The sequence below is a fragment of the Campylobacter showae genome (assembly GCF_963515975.1).
GTDB lineage: Bacteria > Campylobacterota > Campylobacteria > Campylobacterales > Campylobacteraceae > Campylobacter_A > Campylobacter_A showae_F.
In genome coordinates, this window is the sequence record NZ_CAUPZM010000018.1 from 1 (window position 1) to 21,696 (window position 21,696).

25 protein-coding genes and 2 pseudogenes are annotated in these 21,696 nt (G+C 48.1%); 14 read left to right on the plus strand and 13 right to left on the minus strand.

Annotated features, from left to right (window positions below; all coding sequences use genetic code 11):
• Both RWM02_RS07250 and RWM02_RS07255 read left to right on the plus strand, forming a co-directional pair.
• Nucleotides 1-209 (plus strand): annotated as a pseudogene (locus RWM02_RS07250) (cytochrome C); the annotation flags it as partial.
• Nucleotides 210-215: 6 nt separating this feature from the next.
• The gene (locus RWM02_RS07255) at nucleotides 216-869 is read left to right on the plus strand and encodes a response regulator transcription factor (RefSeq protein WP_314070589.1); all 654 of its coding nucleotides are present in this window, start codon (nucleotides 216-218) and stop codon (nucleotides 867-869) included.
• Here the strand turns inward: RWM02_RS07255 and RWM02_RS07260 are convergent, their stop codons facing one another.
• From RWM02_RS07260 to RWM02_RS07270, 3 genes are read right to left on the minus strand one after another with little or no spacing between them, the layout of a single operon-like run.
• Nucleotides 870-1,631 carry an ABC transporter ATP-binding protein gene (locus tag RWM02_RS07260; protein WP_314070591.1) on the minus strand — a complete coding sequence of 254 codons (762 nt, stop codon included), beginning with the start codon at nucleotides 1,629-1,631 and terminating at the stop codon, nucleotides 870-872. It abuts the gene before it with no gap.
• Nucleotides 1,628-2,659 (minus strand): FecCD family ABC transporter permease, encoded by a 1,032-nt coding sequence (locus tag RWM02_RS07265; protein ID WP_002944284.1) that lies wholly within the window; start codon nucleotides 2,657-2,659, stop codon nucleotides 1,628-1,630. The genes RWM02_RS07260 and RWM02_RS07265 overlap by 4 nt, the downstream gene beginning before the upstream one ends.
• On the minus strand, nucleotides 2,649-3,332 hold the full coding sequence (locus RWM02_RS07270; RefSeq protein ID WP_314070597.1) for an ABC transporter substrate-binding protein: 684 nt from the start codon (nucleotides 3,330-3,332) through the stop codon (nucleotides 2,649-2,651). Before RWM02_RS07270 ends, RWM02_RS07265 begins: the two co-directional genes overlap by 11 nt.
• Nucleotides 3,333-3,490: 158 nt before the next feature.
• On the opposite strand from RWM02_RS07270, the gene proB reads away from it, so the two are divergent.
• Together proB and RWM02_RS07280 are read left to right on the plus strand one after the other, a co-directional pair.
• On the plus strand, nucleotides 3,491-4,618 hold the full coding sequence (gene proB, locus RWM02_RS07275; protein ID WP_314070599.1) for a glutamate 5-kinase: 1,128 nt from the start codon (nucleotides 3,491-3,493) through the stop codon (nucleotides 4,616-4,618).
• Nucleotides 4,619-4,838: 220 nt separating this feature from the next.
• Entirely contained in the window at nucleotides 4,839-5,447 is a 609-nt protein-coding gene (locus tag RWM02_RS07280) for a hypothetical protein (protein WP_122861764.1), read from the plus strand.
• A 20-nt stretch (nucleotides 5,448-5,467) separates the two neighbouring features.
• On the opposite strand, the gene nhaA is transcribed toward RWM02_RS07280, so the two are convergent.
• A complete protein-coding gene (nhaA, locus tag RWM02_RS07285) occupies nucleotides 5,468-6,646 on the minus strand; it encodes a Na+/H+ antiporter NhaA (RefSeq protein WP_314070601.1) in 1,179 nt (392 codons plus the stop codon).
• A gap of 185 nt (nucleotides 6,647-6,831) precedes the next feature.
• Between nhaA and RWM02_RS07290 the strand changes: the two genes are divergently transcribed.
• The 9 genes from RWM02_RS07290 (at nucleotide 6,832) to RWM02_RS07330 (ending at nucleotide 15,136) form a co-directional block, all read left to right on the plus strand.
• Nucleotides 6,832-8,091: a glutamate-5-semialdehyde dehydrogenase gene (locus tag RWM02_RS07290; RefSeq protein WP_314070604.1), complete on the plus strand. Its 1,260-nt coding sequence runs from the start codon at nucleotides 6,832-6,834 to the stop codon at nucleotides 8,089-8,091.
• Nucleotides 8,092-8,154: 63 nt separating this feature from the next.
• A complete protein-coding gene (locus tag RWM02_RS07295; protein ID WP_314070606.1) occupies nucleotides 8,155-9,060 on the plus strand; it encodes a restriction endonuclease in 906 nt (301 codons plus the stop codon).
• A gap of 74 nt (nucleotides 9,061-9,134) precedes the next feature.
• Nucleotides 9,135-9,764 (plus strand): hypothetical protein, encoded by a 630-nt coding sequence (locus RWM02_RS07300; RefSeq protein ID WP_314070608.1) that lies wholly within the window; start codon nucleotides 9,135-9,137, stop codon nucleotides 9,762-9,764.
• Nucleotides 9,761-10,549 carry a pyrroline-5-carboxylate reductase gene (gene proC, locus RWM02_RS07305; protein WP_314070611.1) on the plus strand — a complete coding sequence of 263 codons (789 nt, stop codon included), beginning with the start codon at nucleotides 9,761-9,763 and terminating at the stop codon, nucleotides 10,547-10,549. The genes RWM02_RS07300 and proC overlap by 4 nt, the downstream gene beginning before the upstream one ends.
• A gap of 473 nt (nucleotides 10,550-11,022) precedes the next feature.
• Complete coding sequence (locus RWM02_RS07310; protein ID WP_314070614.1) at nucleotides 11,023-11,781, plus strand: amino acid ABC transporter substrate-binding protein; 759 nt, start codon at nucleotides 11,023-11,025, stop codon at nucleotides 11,779-11,781.
• 38 nt (nucleotides 11,782-11,819) lie between these two features.
• Nucleotides 11,820-12,575, plus strand: coding sequence for an amino acid ABC transporter substrate-binding protein (locus RWM02_RS07315; RefSeq protein WP_314070616.1), 756 nt, complete (start codon nucleotides 11,820-11,822; stop codon nucleotides 12,573-12,575).
• 6 nt (nucleotides 12,576-12,581) lie between these two features.
• Nucleotides 12,582-13,250, plus strand: coding sequence for an amino acid ABC transporter permease (locus tag RWM02_RS07320; RefSeq protein ID WP_314070619.1), 669 nt, complete (start codon nucleotides 12,582-12,584; stop codon nucleotides 13,248-13,250).
• A complete protein-coding gene (locus RWM02_RS07325; protein ID WP_314070621.1) occupies nucleotides 13,250-13,984 on the plus strand; it encodes an amino acid ABC transporter ATP-binding protein in 735 nt (244 codons plus the stop codon). Before RWM02_RS07320 ends, RWM02_RS07325 begins: the two co-directional genes overlap by 1 nt.
• Nucleotides 13,985-13,999: 15 nt before the next feature.
• A complete protein-coding gene (locus RWM02_RS07330) occupies nucleotides 14,000-15,136 on the plus strand; it encodes a trans-sulfuration enzyme family protein (protein WP_314070622.1) in 1,137 nt (378 codons plus the stop codon).
• Nucleotides 15,137-15,290: 154 nt separating this feature from the next.
• Here the strand turns inward: RWM02_RS07330 and RWM02_RS07335 are convergent, their stop codons facing one another.
• From RWM02_RS07335 to RWM02_RS07355, 5 genes and pseudogenes are all read right to left on the minus strand, one after another.
• Nucleotides 15,291-15,740, minus strand: coding sequence for a TerC family protein (locus RWM02_RS07335; RefSeq protein ID WP_314070624.1), 450 nt, complete (start codon nucleotides 15,738-15,740; stop codon nucleotides 15,291-15,293).
• Complete coding sequence (locus RWM02_RS07340) at nucleotides 15,737-16,294, minus strand: TerC family protein (protein WP_314070626.1); 558 nt, start codon at nucleotides 16,292-16,294, stop codon at nucleotides 15,737-15,739. The genes RWM02_RS07335 and RWM02_RS07340 overlap by 4 nt, the downstream gene beginning before the upstream one ends.
• A gap of 19 nt (nucleotides 16,295-16,313) precedes the next feature.
• On the minus strand, nucleotides 16,314-16,682 hold the full coding sequence (locus RWM02_RS07345; RefSeq protein ID WP_314070629.1) for a stress protein, tellurium resistance protein TerZ: 369 nt from the start codon (nucleotides 16,680-16,682) through the stop codon (nucleotides 16,314-16,316).
• Nucleotides 16,679-17,281, minus strand: coding sequence for a TerD family protein (locus RWM02_RS07350; RefSeq protein ID WP_314070632.1), 603 nt, complete (start codon nucleotides 17,279-17,281; stop codon nucleotides 16,679-16,681). Before RWM02_RS07350 ends, RWM02_RS07345 begins: the two co-directional genes overlap by 4 nt.
• Before the next feature lie 9 nt (nucleotides 17,282-17,290).
• A pseudogene (locus RWM02_RS07355) lies at nucleotides 17,291-17,868 on the minus strand (TerD family protein).
• A gap of 97 nt (nucleotides 17,869-17,965) precedes the next feature.
• Between RWM02_RS07355 and RWM02_RS07360 the strand changes: the two are divergent.
• Nucleotides 17,966-18,220, plus strand: a complete 255-nt coding sequence (locus RWM02_RS07360) for a helix-turn-helix domain-containing protein (protein WP_122861777.1) — start codon at nucleotides 17,966-17,968, stop codon at nucleotides 18,218-18,220.
• 177 nt (nucleotides 18,221-18,397) lie between these two features.
• On the opposite strand, the gene hemJ is transcribed toward RWM02_RS07360, so the two are convergent.
• The 4 genes from hemJ to glmM all read right to left on the minus strand — a co-directional run bounded on the left by hemJ (nucleotide 18,398) and on the right by glmM (nucleotide 21,390).
• The gene (gene hemJ, locus RWM02_RS07365; protein WP_314070636.1) at nucleotides 18,398-18,832 is read right to left on the minus strand and encodes a protoporphyrinogen oxidase HemJ; all 435 of its coding nucleotides are present in this window, start codon (nucleotides 18,830-18,832) and stop codon (nucleotides 18,398-18,400) included.
• Between the two features lie 339 nt (nucleotides 18,833-19,171).
• Nucleotides 19,172-19,534, minus strand: coding sequence for an NINE protein (locus tag RWM02_RS07370; RefSeq protein WP_314070639.1), 363 nt, complete (start codon nucleotides 19,532-19,534; stop codon nucleotides 19,172-19,174).
• Nucleotides 19,524-20,054: a signal peptidase II gene (locus RWM02_RS07375; protein ID WP_314070640.1), complete on the minus strand. Its 531-nt coding sequence runs from the start codon at nucleotides 20,052-20,054 to the stop codon at nucleotides 19,524-19,526. Before RWM02_RS07375 ends, RWM02_RS07370 begins: the two co-directional genes overlap by 11 nt.
• The gene (gene glmM, locus RWM02_RS07380; protein ID WP_314070643.1) at nucleotides 20,047-21,390 is read right to left on the minus strand and encodes a phosphoglucosamine mutase; all 1,344 of its coding nucleotides are present in this window, start codon (nucleotides 21,388-21,390) and stop codon (nucleotides 20,047-20,049) included. Before glmM ends, RWM02_RS07375 begins: the two co-directional genes overlap by 8 nt.
• Nucleotides 21,391-21,696 lie beyond the last annotated feature (306 nt).

Below are 21,696 nucleotides of genomic sequence, written 5' to 3' on the forward strand. Positions count from 1 at the left end.
ATACCGATAAGCAACTAACCTGCGCTAGCTGTCACGCCGAGGTAGGCCACAGCGGGCTAAACAATATGCTAAACTACTGGAAGCCTGAATACAAAATCTACGAAAAGAAAGCCGCAATCAAAAAAGAAGAGATAAAGAAGGCTTATTTCGGGGAGGATTATGCGGAGCCGAAAGTAGAAAATAAAGAAGGCAATGCCACCAAAAAGTAGGCTAAAATGAAGAAAATTTTGCTCGTTAGCGACGACGTGGAGATGCAACTAAACCTCAATGCCGCGCTTTACCGCTTTAACATCCGCATAGTTCGTTTTGAAAATTTAAGCGAGCTAAAAGAGGATTATTACAACGGCAACCGCTACATCTTTTACGTTATCGACGTAAAGACGAAGGATCTGGCAAATTTCGACTCGGTCAAATTTCTGCGAGATAACGGGAGTCTAACTCCCGTTATGATCCTGATAGATAAGGCCATTCCCGCGCTTTATAAGAAAATTTACTACGCCAAATACGACGACTTTATGGTTAAGCCGTTTTTGCCGGAGGAATTTTTGTTTCGCGTGTTTAGAAACTGCCGAATTTTGCTCGGAAGCAAATTTGAGCTAAAAAACGGCGCTATCTACGACAAAAACAGCCTTACTCTGCACATAAACGGCACAAATATAATGCTTGGCAAAAAAGAGGGATTGTTTTTAGAAATTTTAGCTAAAAACGCCCCGCACGTAGTAACGATCCAAGAGCTTGAGTGGAATATCTATAAAGACGAAGAGGTCTCGTCCGATCGTCTGCGCTCGCTCGTGCGCCAACTACGCGCGAAGCTGCCTTTTGAGCTAATCAAAACCGTGCGAAGTATCGGGTATAGTTTGGAGGAGTAGCTACAGCTTAGGCAGGATCACCTCTTTTTGCGCGAGCCTTTCAAAGGTGCAGACGTCGCCGTAAATTTTAGCCAGCAGCTCGTCGTTTAAAACCTGTGCGACGCTGCCTTTTGAGACGATCCGCCCATCGCGAAATACTATCACTTCGTCGCAAAACCAAAGGATGTGGTTGGGCTCGTGCGTGCAGATGACGATCGTCTTGCCGCCAGCAGCGATCTTTTTTAAAATTTTCCAAAGCGTGATCTGGTTTTTAAAATCAAGCGCGGACGTCGGCTCGTCAAGCAAGATGAGCGGCGTATCCTGCGCAAGCGCCCTGGCAATAAAAACGAGTTGTCGCTGCCCGCCGCTAAGCTCGTTCATCTTTTTATCCGCTAGATGCGAGATACCGATAAACTCCATCGCCTCGCTCACCGCCCTTTTGTCGTCTTTGCTAAAGCCAAATAGGCTCTTTACGTGCGTTGAGCGGCCCATCAGAACGATGTCTCTTACGAAAAACGGAAAATGCAGCTCGGTGTGCTGCGCGACGTAGGCTATGTTTTTAGCCATCCATGCGGGGCTTTTGTGCTTCGTGTTTTGCGAATCTACGTAAATTTCGCCGCCTTTGATACTTAGAAATTTCATACAGCAGTTAAAAAACGTGCTCTTGCCGCTGCCGTTAGTGCCCAAAAGCCCGCATATGCTGCCTCTTTTTATCTCGATGCTTACGTCTTCGAGACCAAATCCGCCGTAGCTAAAGGATAAATTTTTCGTTTGCAGTATCATTTTAACAGCTCCTTTGCCTTGCTTCTTAAAAGCGCGATGAGAAAGGGCGCGCCCACCAAAGAGGTTATGATGCCCACGGGTATCTCAGCCATCGCTACCGTGCGCGCGAGCGTATCGCATACGAGCAGATAGAGCGCTCCTATGAGCCCCGATAGCGGCAGCACCCATCTGTTATCAGGTCCGCTTATGAGGCGCGCGACGTGAGGCATGATGAGCCCTATCCACGCGATGATGCCCACGTTTGCCACGCACACTGCGGTCATCAAGGTAGCGATCGTTATAAAGATAAGCTTGTATTTTTCGGGATTTATGCCGAGGCTTCTTGCCTGATCGTCGCCCAGGCTTAGTAAATTTAACTTCCACGCAAGCGTGCAAAGCGCTAAAAAGCAAACTCCCGTGACCGAGGCGATCTCGCCTAGGCTTTGCCATTTGGAGTAGTACAGCCCGCCCATCATCCAAAATGTAATCTCTCTTAGCTGCGCGTCCTCGCTTACGTATTTTACGATCGATACGCACGCCGAAAATATCGAGCTTACGATGACGCCTGATAGGATAAGTCCCACCACGGGCACTATACCGCCGTTTTTTGCAAGCGTATAGGATAGAAACACCGCGAAAAACGAAAAAGCAAACGCGCTTAAAGCGATATTAAAAAATATGCCCGAAAACAGTATCGCTAGCGCCGCGCCCAAGGCAGCGCCCGAGCTAGCTCCCAGTATAAAGGGCTCAACGAGCGGGTTTTTAAAGCAGGCCTGATATATCGCGCCCGCGTTTGAAAGCGCGAAGCCAACTATCACGGCGGTTAAAATTCTAGGCATTCTGATTTCAAAGATGACGGTTTGATCCATCTTAGAGATGCCTGCGGCGGGGATGTCAAAAATTTTCAAATTTAAAACGTCTAAAATTTTAGCGATCGAAATTTTATAATCCCCGAGCATGAGCGCCGCGATCATACAGAGCAAAAGCGCGCCCAAAAGAACGAATAAAAATAGTAAATTTGACTTAAAAGCGCCGGGCTTAAAAGTCATGCTCTACCGTCCAGTCTAAAATTTGCTCGCTTCTAAGCGCCTTTGCCTGCTCCTCGCTAACGCCGTAAACGTCTTTGTAAAAATCAAGGACGAATTTATGAACCTTGATATCCGAAAAGAGCTGCGGATAGGCCGCTTTTGCGATTATGAGGATATCTATCGGATACTCCACGCGGCGCGCGCAGTTCATCGGCGACCACGGCATGGCGTAAACGCGCTTATTTTTGATCGCTTTTAGCTCCTCTAGTTTTTCAAAATCTGCTGAATTTAAAAGCTCGCTTGCAGGATGGTAGCCGTTTGAGGTCGGCAGCACGATGACGTCGGGATCTATCGCGTAGAGCTGCTCGGTGCTTAAGATCACGTTTGAGCCGTCGCCTCTAAATGCGTTTTTTGCACCCGCGATATTTTCGATGATGAATGATTCGGGGGTATTTACGCCGTATGCGCTCGCTACGCCGCCGTTTTTGCGGATGTTTGGATTAAGCCCCATGTAGAGTATGCTGACCTTCTCATCGTCTTTTAAATTTGCCGTGCGCTCCTGCACGAGTTTTTGGGTTTTATTAAGGTAGTCAAAGAGCTTTAGAGCCTTGTCCTTTTGCCCGAATATCTCTCCGAGCACCCGCATCTCCTCTTGCATGGTTGCGATTTCAGCGCCTCTTGGAGCGTAGATCACGGCAAGCGGAATGCCAAGCGCCTCGATAGTAGCGATCGTTTTTTCTACCGCGTCTTTATTTGATGAAATTTAAATTAATATTACTGCAGGGCTACAAAAACATAAAATTTAAAATAAGCCGTTTTGGGTATAATTTTCAAAAATTTCGGAGCGGTAAAATGGACAGAAAAGAGCTTCTAGGCGGCGTAAAACGCATCGTCGTAAAAATCGGCACCTCGACGCTAGCAAACGCGGACGGCTCGCTAAACGAGGATAAAATCAAACAAATCGTAGCAAATTTAAGCGAACTAAACGAAAACGCCGAAGTGGTCTTTGTTACCTCGGGCGCCGTGGGTGCGGGCATGGGGCAGATGAAGCTCGCGCACAAGCCTAAATCCATCGTCGAAAAGCAAGCGCTTGCGGCCATCGGGCAGGTTTCGCTCATCCATCTTTATCAAATTTTATTTTGGGCGCACGGCAAAACGATCGCGCAGTTACTGCTAACCAAGGACGATTTTAGCGACCGCCGCCGCTACCTAAATATGCGTAGCGTCCTGCGCTCCTTGCTCGCTAAAAAAATTATCCCCGTCATCAATGAAAACGACCCCGTCGTGGGTGAGGGAATAAGGGGCGTAAAAGTCGGCGACAACGACACGCTAAGCGCGCTGGTCGCGGGACTAATAGAGGCTGATTTGCTCGTGATTTTGACCGATATCGACGGACTATACGATAAAAATCCAAGCGTTTTTTCGGATGCTAAATTTATAAATTTAGTCGAAAATTTAGACGACGGCATCAGGGCGGCCGCCGGCGCGGAGGGCAGTAAATTTGGCACCGGCGGCATGCGCACCAAGATAACCGCAGCCGAAATGGCGACCAAAAACGGCACGCATCTCATCATCGCAAACGGCGCCGACCCGCGAAATATCGTGCGAGCAGCGCAGGGCTGCGAGGTCGGGACGCTCTTTTTGGCGGGTAAAAATAGGATAAATTCGCGTAAATACTGGCTCGCCTACTCCGCCGCGGACAAAGGCTCGGTCGCTATCGACGCGGGCGCGGCAAAGGCGCTAAAAGAGGGCAAAAGCCTACTAGCAGTCGGCATCCGCGAGGTCGTGGGCGAGTTTGAGCGCGGCGAAACGCTCGCTATCAAAGACGCAAGCGGCCGAGCGCTAGCCCGCGGCATAACAAACTACTCCTCGGCCGAGCTAGCCCTCATAAAAGGTCGCAAGAGCGAGGAGATCGAGGCAGCTCTTGGCTACAAATACGAGGACGAGGCGCTACATATCGACAACATCGCGCTGATTTAGGTTAAATTTGACGGTTTGCCTGCGGCTAAATTTAGTCGTAGCCGCGTCAAATTTACGCTAAATTTAGAGCAAATTTTGCTGTATGGCGGGCGAAATTTAAGCGGACGCGGCGGCTAAATTTGATCAAATTTGACTGCCCGAACTAGCCGCGCGGTCGCCGTTAAATTTGACGGTTGATTTTTGAGCGCGCTTTAAAATACGGATAAATTTAAGGAAAACAATGAACGAAAAAGAAGCGTCGAAAGCAAAATTCGGGCGCGACTCTGCGGCGCGTAAAGGCTTGTTTGAGAGAGCGATTTTGGCAGGCTGGGCACCGTTTTCGCTCGGGGTTTTGTTTTTTGCGGCGCTTGGGATCTGGGCGTTAAATTTGAGCACGGACGAGATTTTAGAGCTTAAATTTTGGCTGCCTTTTATCCGAGGCGTGCGGGTTTTTGCGCCGTTTTTAGATGATTTTGCAAACAACGGCGCGAGCCTAAATGTGCTTGCCTTTTACGCCTGCGCCGCGCCGTTTTGGATCTGCTTTTTCGCCGCCGTCTTTTGTCTAAACTACGGCCGCGCGGACGTCGGAGGGGCAAATTTGATCGTCGTGGCCGCAAAATTCGTCGTGCTAGGCGGTTTTTGCTTTCTCGCGCTTAGCGGGCTGCTCTTTGCGCCCGAGGGGATGGGCGGCAGATGGGGCGTTTACGTGCGATTTGACAACTACTCCCTCGCAAACGACAGCGCGCTTTACAACCTAGCCGCCGGGCTGGGTATCGGCTTCGTGTTTGCGAGCTTTGCGCACGTAGCGTGCGATTTGATTTATAGATTACGCAGCGGCCGGCCTGAATGATTTAGCCGGCTTACTCGTGATTATCTTTCTAGCGTGCTTTGGTTTTTGGCGCTAAATTTAAGCAATATAAACCCAGCGGCGCCCGAAACTACCGAACCTAGCAAGATAGCAAGCTTGTCGGTGTAGGCAAAGGCGTCCGTGTCGTTGTAGGCTAAGCCGTTAACGAAAAGGCTCATCGTAAATCCTACGCCGCAAAGTACCGCGATGCCGTAAAGTTGGATGAAATTTGAGCCTTCTGGCAGCTTGGCTAGCTTAAATTTGATCGCTAAAAAGCTAAAAGAAAATACTCCGATCTGCTTGCCGACGAAAAGCCCCAGCGCCGTGCCTAGCGCGACCGGAGACAAAATCTCGTCCAGTCCGACGCCTCGCAGCGAGATGCCTGCGTTTACGAAGGCAAATATCGGCAGCACGCCAAACACCACCCAGCCGTGTAGGTCGTGCTCGATGCTTTTTAACATAGATTTGCTCGGCTCGTCTTTAAAACTAAGCGGTATGAAAAAGGCCGCCACGACGCCGGCAAGCGTGGCGTGAACGCCAGATTTTAGCACCGCTACCCACATCACCGCGCCTACGATTAGATAGGCCGCCTTGCTCTTTACGCCGAGTCTGTTTAGCGCAAAAAGCGCGGCTAGGCAAACGCTCGCGACCGCAAGCATTTGGGTGCTAAGCTCGCTCGTGTAAAATAGCGCGATAATCACGATCGCGCAAAGGTCGTCGACGATCGCCAGCGTCATGAGGAAAATTTTTAAACTAGTCGGTACGCGAGGCCCAAGTAGGCTCAAAATCCCCAAAGCAAACGCGATATCCGTCGCCGTCGGTATCGCCCAGCCGCCAAGCGCGAAGGAGTCGTGTTTCGTAAAAAGATAAAAGATAACCGCGGGCACTATCAGACCGCCCGCCGCGCCGATGGCAGGCAGCGCGATTTGCGACGGATTTTTTAGCTCGCCCTCCAAAACCTCGCGCTTTAGCTCAAGTCCGATGAGAAAGAAAAATACCGCCATCAACCCGTCGTTCACCCACAAGATCAGGGGTTTGCTTAGTCCGTATTCGCCGAAGCTCACGGTAAATTCGGTCTTTAAAAATTCGTTGTAAAAATCGCTCAAAAACGTGTTTTGACACAGTAGCGCCGCGACCGTAGCGATCATCAGCAAAATCCCGCCGCTGGCTTCGTGTTTTAAAAACTCTTTTATTCCGCCCATTTTGCTTCCTTTTTATAAATTTTGGCGATTATAGCGTATTTTTACGCTCGCATAAAATTCGGGCGAATTTGGCTATAATCAAGTCAAATTTAAAGCTAAAATTTGGTAGACGCATCGCTAAATTTTGCTTTGTCGTGTTACTCTTTGCGCCTAAGAGAGGGCGCTTTATAAATCAAGGAGCGAAAATGAACGAAATTTTAGAGATCTGTAAGCGCGCAAAGGCCGCTTGCGGCGAGCTTTTAAGGCTTGGTAGCAAGGCTAAATTTGAAATTTTAAACGCCGTATCGGACGAGCTGCTAGCGCAAAAAGAGGCTATAAAAGCGGCAAACGCCAAAGACCTTGAAGGCGGTGAGAAATCGGGACTTAGTGCGGCGCTGCTCGATCGTCTGCGACTAACAGACGCCCGAATCGAGGCGATGGCGCAGGGCGTGCGCGAGGTGGCGGGCTTTGCCGAGGTCGTGGGCGAAAATCTAGGCGGCTGGAGCCATCCAAACGGCATGCAAATCAGCCGCGTGCGCGTGCCGCTGGGGGTGCTCGGTATCATCTACGAGAGCCGTCCAAACGTCAGCATCGACGCGGCGGCTCTGGCGCTAAAAAGCGGCAACGCGGCAATCCTGCGAGGCAGTGCTAGCGCGCTAAATTCGAACATTTTTTTAGTAAATTTATTTAACGAAGCGGGGGCGAAATTTGGCCTTCCAAAAGGCGCGGTGCAGCTTATAGAAAGCCCTGAGCGCGAAGTCGTGGCGCAAATGGCGAAAATGAGCGAGTACATCGACGTTTTGATACCGCGCGGCGGCAAAAATTTAAAAGATTTTATCGCGCAAAACGCGACCGTACCGATCATCATGACGGGTGCCGGGGTGTGCCATATATTCGTCGACGAGAGCGCAAATTTAAAGCAGGCTGTAAAGATAATCAAAAATGCTAAAACCCAGCGCCCAAGCGTCTGTAATGCCGTAGAGTGCGTTCTTTTGCACGAGCGAATCGCAGGCGAAATTTTACCGGGACTTGTGCGCAAAATGCCCGAAGTCGAGTTTCGGGTGAGCGAGCAGCTGCTAGGCGCGTGCGAGTCGGAGTTGCGCGGTTCGGCAAACGTTAAGCTTGCCGGCGAGAGCGACTTTGGTGCCGAGTTTTTGGATCTCGTTTTGGCCGTACGCGCCGTGCGGGACGTAAGCGAGGCGATTAGTTTTATAAATGCGCATTCTAGCGGACATTCGGACGCGATTTTAAGCGAAAACTACGCAAACGTCGAGCAGTTTTTAAACGAAGTCGGCAGCGCGGTCGTCTACGCAAACGCCTCGACGCGTTTTAGCGACGGTAGCGAGTTTGGATTCGGCGGCGAGATCGGCATCAGCACGCAAAAGCTGCACGCCAGAGGGCCGATGGGGGTGAGGGAGCTTACGACTTACAAATATATCGTCCGCGGGGATTATCAAACGCGTTAGCGGCTTGTCTCGCGATACTTCGCCTTAAAATTTACGCTTAAATTTATAGATATAAGAAAAACAATGATACCAAGCTACAAAGAGATGATGTTTCCGATTTTGAGATTTATCGGCGAGCGCGGCAGCGTGGATAGAAAAGAGGTTTGTAAATTTGTCGCGGAGCACTATAAATTTAGCGACGACGAACTCTCGCAAAGGATCCCTAGCGGCATGCTTTTATACGTTAACCGCGCGGGCTGGGCGTTGTCGTATTTTGCAGGTAATAAAGAAGTCGTAAATTTGCCCGGCACCAAAAAGCCGGTCAAAAAAACCGGCAGAGGCGTGTACGAGATAACGGATCTTGGCAAACAAATACTAAAAAGCAAGGATGCGCAGGTGAAATTTGAGGCTTGGTACGATGAAATTTATAAAAACAAAAGCGCGCCGAGTGCCGAAATCTCGCAAACCGCGACGCAAGAAAAGACGCCTAGCGACGTCATCGCCGAGACGGCAGACGAGCTTGCGCAAAATCTAAAATCTCAAATATTAGACGAAATTTCGCAGAAAAAGCCGAGCTTTTTTGAGTATTTGGTGGCGCGCTTACTCGAAAAAATGGGCTACGGAGTAGGCAGACTAACCAAAAGCGGCGCGGACGGCGGTATAGACGGTATCATAGACGAGGATGAGCTCGGGTTGTCGCAAATTTACGTCCAGGCTAAAAGCTGGCAAGGCGCGGTTTCGCGTCCTGAAATTCAAAAATTCGTCGGCGCGATCTCGGATAAGCAGACTAAAAAGGGCGTATTTATCACGACGTCAAAATTTAGTAAGGATGCCGAAAGATACGCGGCAAACGTGCAAAGCCACACGGTAGTTTTGATCGACGGTGAGCGGCTGGCGGAGCTGATGATAAAATACAAACTAGGCGTTCAGGTGCGACAAAATATCGAGATTTGCGACATCGACGGCGACTTTTTCGGCGATGAAATTTGACCCGTCGCGAGTCGCCGCTCGGGCGTAGAAAGACGAAATTTATGCTAAAATCGGCGCAAATTTAAAGGAAGTCGATGAAAAAACTAAAATTTATCTTTGCTCTCGCCTCGGCGTTTATTTTTAGCGGTTGCTACGAGACGACGCTGCTTACGCGGGTGCCGATCTCCGCGCTTATTTCTGATAAAGGCTCGGACGTGAAATCCACTCTCGTGCTAACGGACGTAACACCGCAGACGCACGACGAAAAAGTAGTAACAGATAACGTGCGTGTTTTTGTTCCCGACGCAAAATTTAAGGATTTCCCGACCGGACAGAGCGCTTACGAGATGAGTGTGAGCGTCGGTAAGGACGAAAAAGGCGGCAAAAACTCGGACAAACTCGCCGTGCGGATATATCTGGACGAATTTGGCAGCGTCTACGGCAGGCTTAGCAAAAACGTACTCGAGCAGTACGCGGGCGCAGCGAAACAGGGTGAAGCGCCGACGCTAAAAGCAGCGATCAAATTTGAAAACGACACGAAGGACGTCTATGAGCTGGTTGTGGGCAACGAGTTTAAGGCTAGCGACGAGGCGCAGACGGGCGGCATTTATACCTTGACGCCTGGGCAGGTTACGGGGGCTATCTGGGCGGATAGCGCGGCGGTACGTGACGCGATCGCGGGCAGGGCGGTCAAAATCGGCACTCTAAGAAAGGCGACAAAATGAAAAATCCTAAAATCGGCTTTATCGGCGGCGGAAATATGGGCGGTACGATGATCGAAAATTTGGCGCAAAGGCTGGGCGGCGAGAGGGTGTTCGTCTATGCTAGGAGTAAAACGGCGGCACTGCGCGAAAAATGCGGCGTAAATGCCTGCGAGAGCGAAGCTGCGGTCGCATCGGCGGCCGATATCACGGTGCTAGCGACCAAGCCAGCGGCGTATGAGAGGATATTAAATTTGATAAAAGACGTGGCGCGGGGCAAGGTTATAGTCACGCTAGCGCCGAGCTTTAGCCTAGAGCAAAGCGCGCAAATTTTAGGCGCAAAGGCTAAGGTCGCGCGCGCGATGCCAAACACTCCCGCGGCAATCGCAGAGGGCGTAAGCGCACTGTGTTTTAACGAAAATTTAAGCGCGGACGAGCGGGCGGCGGTGCGAGAGATTTTTAAAAATTTCGGCGCCGTTTATGAGTTCGAAGAGGCTAAATTTGCCGCATTTACCGGCATCGCGGGTAGCCTGCCGGCCTATGTTTTTATGTTTATCGAGGCGGCTGCGGACGCGGGAGTGCTAGAGGGGCTGCCTAGAGCGCTGGCGTACGAAGCCGTGGCTGCTAGCGTCGCAGGCTCGGCGCGACTCATGCTAAAAAGTGGCAAACACCCAGCGGCTCTAAAGGACGAAATCTGCTCGCCCGGCGGTACTACGATAGAAGCGGTCAAAGCGCTGGAAAACGGCGGATTTCGCGCGGCGGTGATGGATGCGGTCGCGGCATGCGTCAAAAAGGCGCGCGCTAAGTAAATTTACTGCTTTAGCCGACGCTTTAAAACGATTTTTAGAGTTTAGAAGTGTGCGAATTTTGCTTATAGACGCGATCTGTTCTAGATTACGAGTTAAATTTAAAAATTCTAATCAAAATTTTAATTTCCGTAAAATTTAAAATTTAACTTATAGCTCGGCTCTGTCGATATTTGAGCCGATTTTGTATCTAAAATTTATATCATTTAAAAAATAAAATCCGAAATTTTGATATAAATTTATTTTATCTTAAACTTTTTTTGCATAAAATCACCGCCAAATTTTACTCGAAAGGTACGCTATGAAAAACGATATGTGCGACATGTGTTGTTGCGAAATGAAAAGCTAGGGCGCTAGGCACGAATATCTTTTTAAGTGCTTAGCAAGTCGCTAAACATTTAAAAAGATATTTTCAACTCCGCACTCGCGGACCTTTTTAGATGAATAGCCAACGATAAATTTAAAAAGGACAAAAAATGAAAAAACTACTAAAATCTTCTCTACTTACTTTGGCGAGCTTCGCTCTTTTAACTGGTGCAAATGCAAAAACTCTTGAAAACGGCGTTTTAAAAATCGCGACCGAAGGCACGTATTCGCCCTACTCCTACCACGATAAAAGCGACGCGCTAACCGGCTACGACGTAGAAGTGGCACGCGAAGTGGCAAAGAAGTTAAATTTAAAAGCGGAATTTGTCGAAGCTCCGTGGGATGCGATGCTGGCGGCATTTGATGCGGGCAAGGCCGATATCGTGTTCAATCAAGTAAGCATCACGGACGAGCGTAAGAAAAAATACGATTACACCGTTCCCTACACCGTCGCCTACGCCGCGCTAGTCACTCATAAAGACAATAACGAAATCAAAAGCTTCGAAGATCTAAAAGGCAAGAAGAGCGCGCATTCGGCAACTAGCAACTGGGCCGGCATCGCGCAAAAATACGGCGCGCAAATCGTCACCGTAGACGGCTTTAGCAAGGGCGTGGAGCTCATCATCAGCCGCCGTGCGGATGCAACGATAAACGACAGCGTGACATTCTACGACTACATAAATCAGCGTCCAAACGCCCCGTTAAAAATAGCCGCTAGCGGTAGCGAGCCGATCTACTCCGCAGCCATCGTGGAAAAGGGCAACGAAGAGCTCGTAAATGACGTAAACAAGGCTCTTAGCGAGCTAAAAAGCGAAGGCAAGCTAAAAGAAATTTCGGTCAAATACTTCGGCAAAGATATCTCGGAGTAAATTTTACCCGCATAAAAGCAGCTAAATTTAAAGGATAAATGATGGTTTCAAAACTACTAAAAATTTTGGCTCTGGGCGCGTTTTTGACGCTAAATTTAAACGCCAAAACCATAAAAGAGGGCGTTTTAACGATCGCTACGGAAGGCACTTACGCGCCGTTTTCATACTACGACGATAAAAACGAGCTAAAGGGCTACGACGTAGATATCGCCCGTGAAGTCGCTAAGAAGCTAAATTTAAAGATCGAGTTTTTAACCGCTCCGTGGGATGCGATGCTCGCGGCATTTGATGCAGGCAAGGCCGATGCGGTATTTAATCAAGTAAGCGTTACCGATGAGCGCAAGAAAAAATACGACTACGCACTACCCTATACCGTCGTACACGGCGCTATCATCACGCATAAAGATAACGACTATATCAAAAGCTTTGATGATCTAAAAGGTAAGAAAAACGCGGACTCCGCTACCAGCAACTGGGCGAAGGTGGCCGCTAGCTACGGGGCGCAAAACGTCACGGTCGATAGTTTTAGCAAGAGCATGGAGCTTCTCGTTAGCAAGCGCGTAGATACCGTCGTGCGCGATAATATCGTATTTTACGACTTCATCAAGCAGCGCCCGGGCGCTCCGGTTAAGATAGCCGCCGAGGGAAGCGATACCGACTATACCGCGCCTATCGTGCAAAAGGGCAATACGGAACTTGCAGGGCAGATTAGCAAGGCGATAGAGGAGCTAAAAAACGAAGGCAAGCTGGCTGAAATTTCGATCAGGTATTTCGGCAAAGATGTCTCGCGGTAGGCGACGATGAATGAATTTGACCGTATAAGCGAGCTTTTGCTAAGCTCGCTACAACCTATGGCGCTGGCGATGATAAAGGTGACGCTGCCTCTTACGGCGATCTCCTTTTCGCTGGGACTTCTTATCGCTGTGCTAACGGCGATCGCGCGCATAGCAAATATCAAAATTTTAAAGCAACTTAGCGAGTTTTATATCTGGATATTTCGCGGCACGCCGCTTTTGGTGCAGCTTTTTATCGTATATTTCGGTCTGCCGATCGTGGGCGTTACGCTCGATGTTTGGAGCGCGGCGATCATAACTTTCAGCCTAAATATCGGCGCTTACGCTTCCGAGGTCGTCAGGGCGGCCGTACTTTCGGTGCCTAAAGGCCAATGGGAAGCGGCCACGGCGCTTGGGATGGGTTATGCGCAAATTTTACGCCGTATCATCGCTCCGCAAGCCGCGCGTATCTCGCTGCCCCCGCTTTCAAATATCTTTATTAGCACGCTAAAAGACACCTCGCTTGCGGCTTCCATCACGATGGTCGATATGTTTATGGTCGCTCAGCGAATCGCCGCGCGCACCTTTGATCCGCTCACGCTTTACGTGCTTGCCGCGCTTTTTTACTTGATAGTCTGCACGTTTTTGACGTTTTTGCAAGCTAGGCTCGAGAAAAGATTTTCAAGGTACGTGTGATGATAAAATTTAAAAATTTGACTAAGAAATTCGGCGACAACGTTGTTTTAAACGGTTTAAATTTAGAATTTAAAGACGGCGAGACGACGGTTATTTTAGGAAGCTCGGGCTCGGGCAAATCAACCCTGCTGCGTTGCATAAATTTACTCGAGATCCCGGACGGCGGCGAGCTTGAGCTTGGAAGCGATAAGATAAGCTTCGCCGGTAAAATTTCGCAAAAAGATATGCTGCCCTTTCGCGAGCACACGGGGATGGTCTTTCAGAGCTTTAATCTCTTCCCGCATCTAACGGCTCTACAAAACGTAACCGAAGGCCCCGTGCAGGTGCTGAAAATCTCAAAAGAGCAGGCAGAAATTGAGGCTCTGGCTCTACTTGAAAAGGTCGGGCTAAAGGGCAAGGAGCACGAGTATCCAAGCAGGCTCTCGGGCGGCCAGTCGCAGCGAGTAGCGATAGCGCGGGCGCTTGCGATGAAGCCGTATTTTTTGCTTTTGGACGAGCCTACGAGCGCGCTTGATCCGGAGCTTGAGGCCGAGGTTTTGAAAGTCATCGGCGGCCTTAGCAAGGAGCGCGACTCGCTCATCATCGTCACTCACAATATGAACTTCGCTCGCAAAGTCGCGGATAGAATTTTATTTTTAGAGCGCGGCAATATCGAATTTGACGGTACGGCGGAGGAGTTTTTCAGCAGCGATTCGCCGCGCATAGTCAAATTTATCTCGGCGATGGATTTTTAAATTTAAAGGAAAAAAATGAAAATAGATACGCTAATCGTAAAAGGCATCGAAGCCAAAAACAACCCTCACGGCGCGGTCGTTCCGCCTATTTATCTAGCCACGACGTTTGCGCAAGACGGCTTGGACGACTTTCAAAAGTATGCCTATTCTCGTAGCGCAAATCCGACGCGAAATGCATTTGAGGAGCTTTTCGCCAAATTTGAAGACAGCAAATACGCCTTTGCTTTGGCTTCGGGCATGGCGGCGACCTCGGCGGTTTTTAATCTGCTAAAAAGCGGCGACAAAGTGCTTTTAAATAGCAATGTTTATGGCGGCACTTACCGCTACGCAAACGGTATTTTTGCAAATTTCGGGATCAAATTCGAACTCGTCGACGATCTAAATAAAATCTCTCGTTTGGATGAGGACGTTAAGATGATATTTATCGAGACGCCGTCAAATCCGCTGCTGCGAGTAACGGATATCGCGCGACTAGCCGAGCTGGCTCGTAAAAACGGCGCGCTTGTCGTCGTCGATAATACTTTTTTGACGCCGTACTATCAAAAAGCGTTAAAATTCGGTGCCGATATCGTCGTTTATAGCGCGACGAAATACATAGGCGGGCATGCAGACGTAATCGCCGGAGTCGTAACGACCGACAACGATGCGCTAGCCGAGCGTATAGCTTTTATGAAAAATACTCTAGGCGCGACGCTAAGCCCTGCCGATGCGTATAATCTAATAAGGGGTCTTAAAACTCTTAGCGTGAGATTTGATAGGCAAAGCGAAAATACTTTAAAAATCATAGAATTTCTAGAAAACAACTCAGCCGTCAAAACCGTACACTATGCAGGCTCGTATTCGCCGGAGGAGAAAAGCATTCAAAACACCCAAGCCGGCGGTATCGGCGCACTCATATCCCTAGAGCTAAACGAAAAATACGACTATAAAATTTTTGCCAAAAGCTTGGAACTTTTCGATCTAGCCGTGAGCCTTGGCGGCGTTGAGAGCCTGATCTGCCACCCGGCCTCGATGACGCACGAGTCCTATTCGCCGCAATTGCAAGCCCAAATCGGCATTACGCAAGGTTTGCTACGCCTTGCCGTCGGTATCGAAAATTCGGATGATTTGATCGCGGATATAGCTCAGGCGATAAATAAGGCTAAAATTTAACTTTGCTTGCCGTCTTGGCGCCTTTTATCGCTCGGGCTAAATTTATCAAATTTAGCCTTGGCTAGGCGGGCAAAATGGGCGCGTCTAGCTCGTTAAAGCTGCAGCTAGCGCCAAGGCGGGCGAATTTATAAATTGTCGCCAAATCAGTCCGTGGCTATCTTGCTTTAAACAAACTAGTAAAAATCCCGACGCCTAAAACTCCCAAGATAACCCACAAACTAGCCTGTGCCGAAATCTCAAATCCATGATGAAAGATGTGCTCGGAAGCGTTTAGGGCGAGCTTTGCCGCGATAAAAAACAAAAGCGCTATAACGGCTTTTTCTAAATACGCCAAGTAGTCTTTTAGCGCTTCTAGTACGAAGTAAAGCGTTCTAAGCCCCAAGATCGCAAAAATCATCGCCGAATAAACGATAAGTGGATCTTTACTAACGGCGATGACGGCCGGAACGCTATCAAAAGCAAACATAACACCGCTAAGCTCTATAACGCAAAGGCACAAAAATAGCGGCGTAGCTATCCATTTGGCGTTTAGTTTGGAAATTTGATTTTGCAGTTTTGCCTTTTCGTCTGCTGAAATTTGAGCCGAAATTTCTTGGTTTCTCACAAAAAACTGTGTCCTAAAAGGCGTGGGAATACCGGGAAAAATCTATAAACCGCCCTGTAAGCTAGATGGTTTGAGTAGTCCTCTATCTCTTCGCCATCATCGCTCTTTTTCATCATCATTACCGCGCTATAAGCTACCATGATAGCAAAAACAAACTCCATCCACGGAGAAATCCCAAGTAGACTCGTTCCGACGGCTACAAAGACTAGCCTAAATATAATTGCGCCTATAATGCCAAAATACAGCACTCTGTGACGATAAATTTCAGGAATTTTAAACCACGAAAAAATTGCCGCCATAACGAATAAATTATCGATTGAAAGCGACTTTTCTAAAATATAACCTGAAAAAAATAGGCTCGCCGCCTCGCTACTAACGGCAAGATACAAATATCCGCCAAATGCCGTAGCTACGACAATCCAAAATATAGACCAGAGCGCAGCTTGCTTTAACGATATATTCTCGTCCTTCTTGTGCGCGAAAAAATCTATCACAAACGCTGCCGCGGCGAGCAAGACAAAAATGACCGCGGTTTTAAAATCTAAAATTTCCATTATTCCTCATTTGTTTTTGTTATTGGTTGCAGTTTTGTTCGGGAAGCCCTCTTTGGCGGTTTAGCTCTTGCGCCGCTTTGCACGCCGAATATGATTGCTTGCCGGCGCAATTTGTGTTAAACCAGTCTATCAGCTGCGAATGCATACGGACGTTTTGATTGTATAAATTTACCTCTTCGCTTGAATACCGATTTACGAAAGTAGAATTTAACGCTCTTTCTATCGCAAGCGCTTTGTTGTAAATTTTAACGCACTCTTTCATTAGTTTATCGCTGATTACTGGCGCATTACCGTAAGTTTGCGCCGAGGGCGAGATCTCGTAACCGCCCTCTATCTCAAATGCGCCTAAAATCGCAATCGTAGCCGCTAAGAAAAATAAAATTTTCATAAGTACTTCACTACGGAATTTAATATCAGCTCATCAAGCTTTCTATCGCTCGTAGGTTCGCCGATAGCCGAAAATTTCCACTCGCCGTTTCGCTTATATAGCTTGCCTAAAATCATCGCAACCTTATATGCAAATGCGCTATCTCGTACGATATTATACGACGCAAAGACTTTATTTACGCGCGTGGGCGTACCTTCGTAAAGTCTAATGCTAGCAAATGGAATTTTATCAAAGTCGATTTGATTATAAGAATTTAGCACGAAAAATATTTGCTCTACGTTTGAGTTTAAACGGCTAAGATCGACGCTGATTATTTCGTTATCCAGTCCGTCGTCGCCCCCTACGTCTCCGACCAAGTCATCGCCGCTGTGAAATACGCCCGGGGCTGATTTTTTACCGAAATAGACCACATCGCAAAACTGTTTGTTTGAGTCAAACATCGCAGCGCTTAGATCCAAATCCACCGGCTTTATCTTATCTCTAAAAAAGCCTTTTTCGGTTATGGCGCCCCAGTTTGCTCCTACGCAAAAGCTGTGCAGATGTCCGCCGTCGTCTTTGGCGAGCGATATTTTTTGTCCTTTGATCAAATTTATCGCCATGGTTTGCCCCTATACGTCTAGTCCAAACTGCCTACAAAATCCAGCCAGTCCATCCTTAAAACCGCTTCCGTTAGCCGCGAAACGCCACTCGTTGTCTTTAAAGTAAATTTTACCGAAAGATACTGCGGTTTCGGTAGAAAAATCCTCCTCTAAATCGTATCTGGCTATCTCTTTGCCGCTTCTTTCATCGACGATTCGCATAAACGAATTTCTTACCATACCGAAATTTTGCCTTCTAGCGACTGCTTCATGGATCGTGACGACTATGTCGATCTCTTTGACGCTTGGCGAAATTTTAGCTAGGTTTATTTTTATGATTCATCGTCGCCTTCGCCTTCGCCTGTGTGGTTATCGCCCGTGTGGACTACCGAGCCGTCTGCGCTAATTAGATTGTTGTAAAAGACGAAATTCTTCTCGTTTTCTACTTTGCCTGAAGCTCCTACCAAAAACGCGCTTGCATCCAGGTCAAACTCCGCGCCGGTGTCGCTGGAGTTTGTATCCCATCCAAGACCTACTAAAATTTTAGTTAGCCCTGGAGCTTCTTTGCTTAAACTAACTCTACCGCCCTTTGATAAATTTACCGCCACTTTGGCCTCCTTTAAAATTATTTATCCTATAGGATATAGATTTGGAGATTTTATCTAAATAAAGTTTAAGTTTAACTTTTACCTATAGGATAAAATAATGGGCGAAAATTTAGCTTTTTTTAGTGCCGATGAGATACTAAATTTCTATCGGCAAATTTCTGCAAACGTCCGAAAGCTACGTGAAAATAAAGGCATTAGTCAGCTCGATATGGCTTTAAGCATGGATATAAAGTCGGTCGCATTTTACTCAAACTGCGAGAATTGCCGCTATGATAAGCATTTTAACCTTGAGCATATTTATAAAATTTCAAAAATTTTAGATGTAGAGGTTGGGGAGATTTTCAAATTTTAGCGATTTAATTTGAGTTAATGTCGCCTAGAGGTTTAATTGAGCCTAGTGATGAAAAATCGGTTTAACTTTGCACGCCGAATTCGTAAGATACGGATCAAAAACGCAAGGCTAAATTTAACTTCGCAACACCGAGGCAAAGTAGGTTCGCTCAGCCTCGGGGCGCGTATTTAGCGCGGTTTAAAACGGCTTATACACCATCATCCATATGATGATAACCATCGCGATGGTCGGCACTTCGTTGTAAGCGCGAAAGAACATACCGCTCTTGTTACAGCGTTTCTCGCGTAGCTGCACCATATAGCGGCCAAGATCTAGATGAAACGCCGCGAGGATGACGACGACGGTGAGCTTGACGTGCACGTAGCCGCTGTGCAAAAGCTCGGGCATCGCGACGATGATCAAAATGCCCGTCAAAAACGTGCCGATCAGCGCGACCCAGCCGATGTAGTGGTACATCTTGTACTCTTGCACCTCGACGACGCGCACGAAGTCTGGCTTGTCCATATTCTCCGCGTGATAGACGTAGAGGCGCGGCTGATAGAACAAAAACGCCATCCACGAGATGAAACACAAGTAGTGGAAATACTTGATGAGGTTGTAATACTCTGCCATTTTTTCTCCTTTTAGTTTTTATTTTAGCGGCTTGTCTCGCGAGCGCTTTTTGTGGATTTTGTTAAAATTTGACTTGATAGGCTACATGCCTTATCTTCGTCAAATTTTAACTTCTTCTGCTTGCGGCTGCGAGCTTACGAAGCAGAAAACCCCAAAAATCATCTCAAAACACTTCGCCTTATCGTTTTACGCTCAAATTTGAAGTCAAATTTACAAATTTTACTCGCCCAAACCCGCACCTTGAAAGTGCTAAATTCGGTCGGCAAATTTAAATTTTGTCGCTCAAAAGGATGCTTTGCGTAAAGAGTCAAATTTGACTGTATCAAATTTAGCCGACCTTTATCCTAGCAAAATTTCCTTCCTCGCTTCAAATTCCTCTTTGCTTATCGCGCCGCTCTCGTACAGCTCGTAGAGGCGTCTAAGCCGCTCCTCGAGGTCTTGCGCGCGAAGCTTCTCCTTTAGCGCTTCTTTTTTCTGATTTTTCTCGACCGCCGCGCCAGTTAAGCGTAGATCAAATAGCCACCATGCGCCCCAAAGCGCCAAAAATACGTAACCCACGATCGCCCAAGCTAGGCTATATCCGATGAAAAACAGCGCCATCATCGCAAAGCCGCTCACGAATTTGCCCAGATAAAATCTATGCCCGCCAAACCAGCCCGTAAGCAGCCAAAGCGCGTAGGCTATATAAACGTTATCGCCCATTTTTAGCCCCTTTTCGCCCCGCGGCGAAGCTCTGCCAGAGTATGAGTACGACTCCGACGTCGATCATAACGTCGGCGAGGTTAAAGATCGCAAACTCAAACCACTTGTGCCAGTAGACGTAGTCCACGACGCCGCCGTGAACGAAGCGGTCGAGCAAATTTGAACTACCCGCGCCCAGGATTATACCCGCTCCCAGGGCGTGCTCCTCTAAAATTTCCTTTTTTTCGCCGTTTGCGCTCAAATTTGACTCCGTTTGAGCCGCGGCTCGCGCATCAAATTTACGCTTTAGCCGCCAGAGCAGATAGCCGCAAACGCCCGCGATCAGCGCTAGCTGGATAAATTTAAGCCACTGCCCAAGAAACGCAAACATCGAAAACGCCACGCCTCGGTTATATGCAAGCACTAGCGAAAAGTACTCGCCCTGCCACGAAAAACCGCCCAAAAATATCTGCTTGACCGCCTGATCGAGCGCGAAAACGACGAAAAACGCCGCGAAAAAAACGCCTAAAATTTTAGCCATTTAACGCTTTTAGGAAAAATTTCTCGACCTCGTCCATTCGGGTTTTTAGCGCGTCGGCGCACTTGCCTTCAATCAAAAGCCTGATGAGGTTTTCGGTGCCCGAGTAGCGAAATAGCGAGCGGATGCCCTCCTTTGCGAGGCTTGCTTCAAGCTCTTTTAGTCCGGCGATGCTTTCAAGCGGCTTTTTCTCGGTTATCTTTAAATTTAGCAAAATTTGCGGATACGGTTTTATCTCGCTTAAAATTTCGCTCGCTTTTTTGCTTTTTTTTAGCACTAGCGCCGCAAACTGCAGCGCCGCCACGAGTCCGTCGCCCGTTTTTGCGTAGTCGCTAAAGATGATGTGACCGCTCTGCTCGCCGCCGAAATTCGTGCCGTTTTCTTTCATCTTTTCAAGCACGTATTTGTCGCCGACGTTCGCGCGTAGAAGCTTGATTTTGTGGGATTTTAGGTAGTCTTCGAGCGCCGCGTTGCTCATCACCGTAGCCACGACCGCGCCGCCTTTTAGGGCTTTGTTTTCTTGTAAAAATGCCGCCATGACGCCCAGCAAACTATCGCCGTTTGCCACCTCGCCGCACTCATCGACGACCACGAGTCTGTCGGCGTCGCCGTCAAGCGCAAAGCCTAAATCCGCCCGCAACCGCACAACTTCAGAGGCTAAATTTTGCGGATAGAGCGCGCCGCAGTTTAGGTTTATGTTGCTGCCGTTTGGCTCGTCGTTTATGACGATAGTTTCAGCTCCTAGCTCGCTAAAGATAGTCGGAGCGACCCTGTACGCAGCGCCGTTTGCGACGTCTAAAACCACGCGCAGCCCGTGCAGGCTTAGGTTTTTAGGAAATGAGTTTTTGATCTGCACGATATAGCGGCCGATGACGTCGTCGATGCGCTTTGCGGCGCCGATTTCTAGCATCTGCTTTTGCGATCTCTCTATGAGCGCGTCGTCAAAATAAATCTTTTCTATCTGCGCTTCGGCCTCTTCGCCCAGTTTATTGCCTTCGCTGTCGAAAAATTTAATGCCGTTATCGTAGTACGGGTTGTGCGACGCGCTGATCATGATGCCCGCGTCGCAGCGCATATCCTCGGTGAGAAACGCGATCGCGGGAGTTGGCATCGGGCCGATCTGACGGACGTTGTAGCCCACGGCCGTGAGCCCTGCGACGATGGCGGTCTCGATCATGTAGCCGCTTCTGCGCGTGTCTTTGCCTAGCAAAATGGTGTTCGTATGCGACGCAAACTGCCTAAAATATATCCCCGCGGCCATAGCAAGGCGCATGGACGTGGCGGCGGAGAGTTTTTCGCCTGCTTTGCCGCGGACGCCGTCGGTACCGAATAGTTTCATCATCTTTCCTTTTATTAGCGGTTTTGCGGCGTTGTCTCGCAAGCGCCTTTAAATGATTTTCGATTTTTCTCGCTACGGCGGACTACATGTCCGGCCTTGCTCAAAAAATTCTCAAAAACATTTAAATTCATCTCGCGATACTACCGCCTTGTTTTAAGTATAAATTTTGCCGATTTATTAAATTTCCGACTTATTCTATCAAAAAATATTAAAATTTAAGCCGTAAATTTCCTCGCTTTAAATTTTACTTAAATTAAGCGGATTTTAAAACTGGTTTTTATATAATCACGGACTAAAATTATGAAA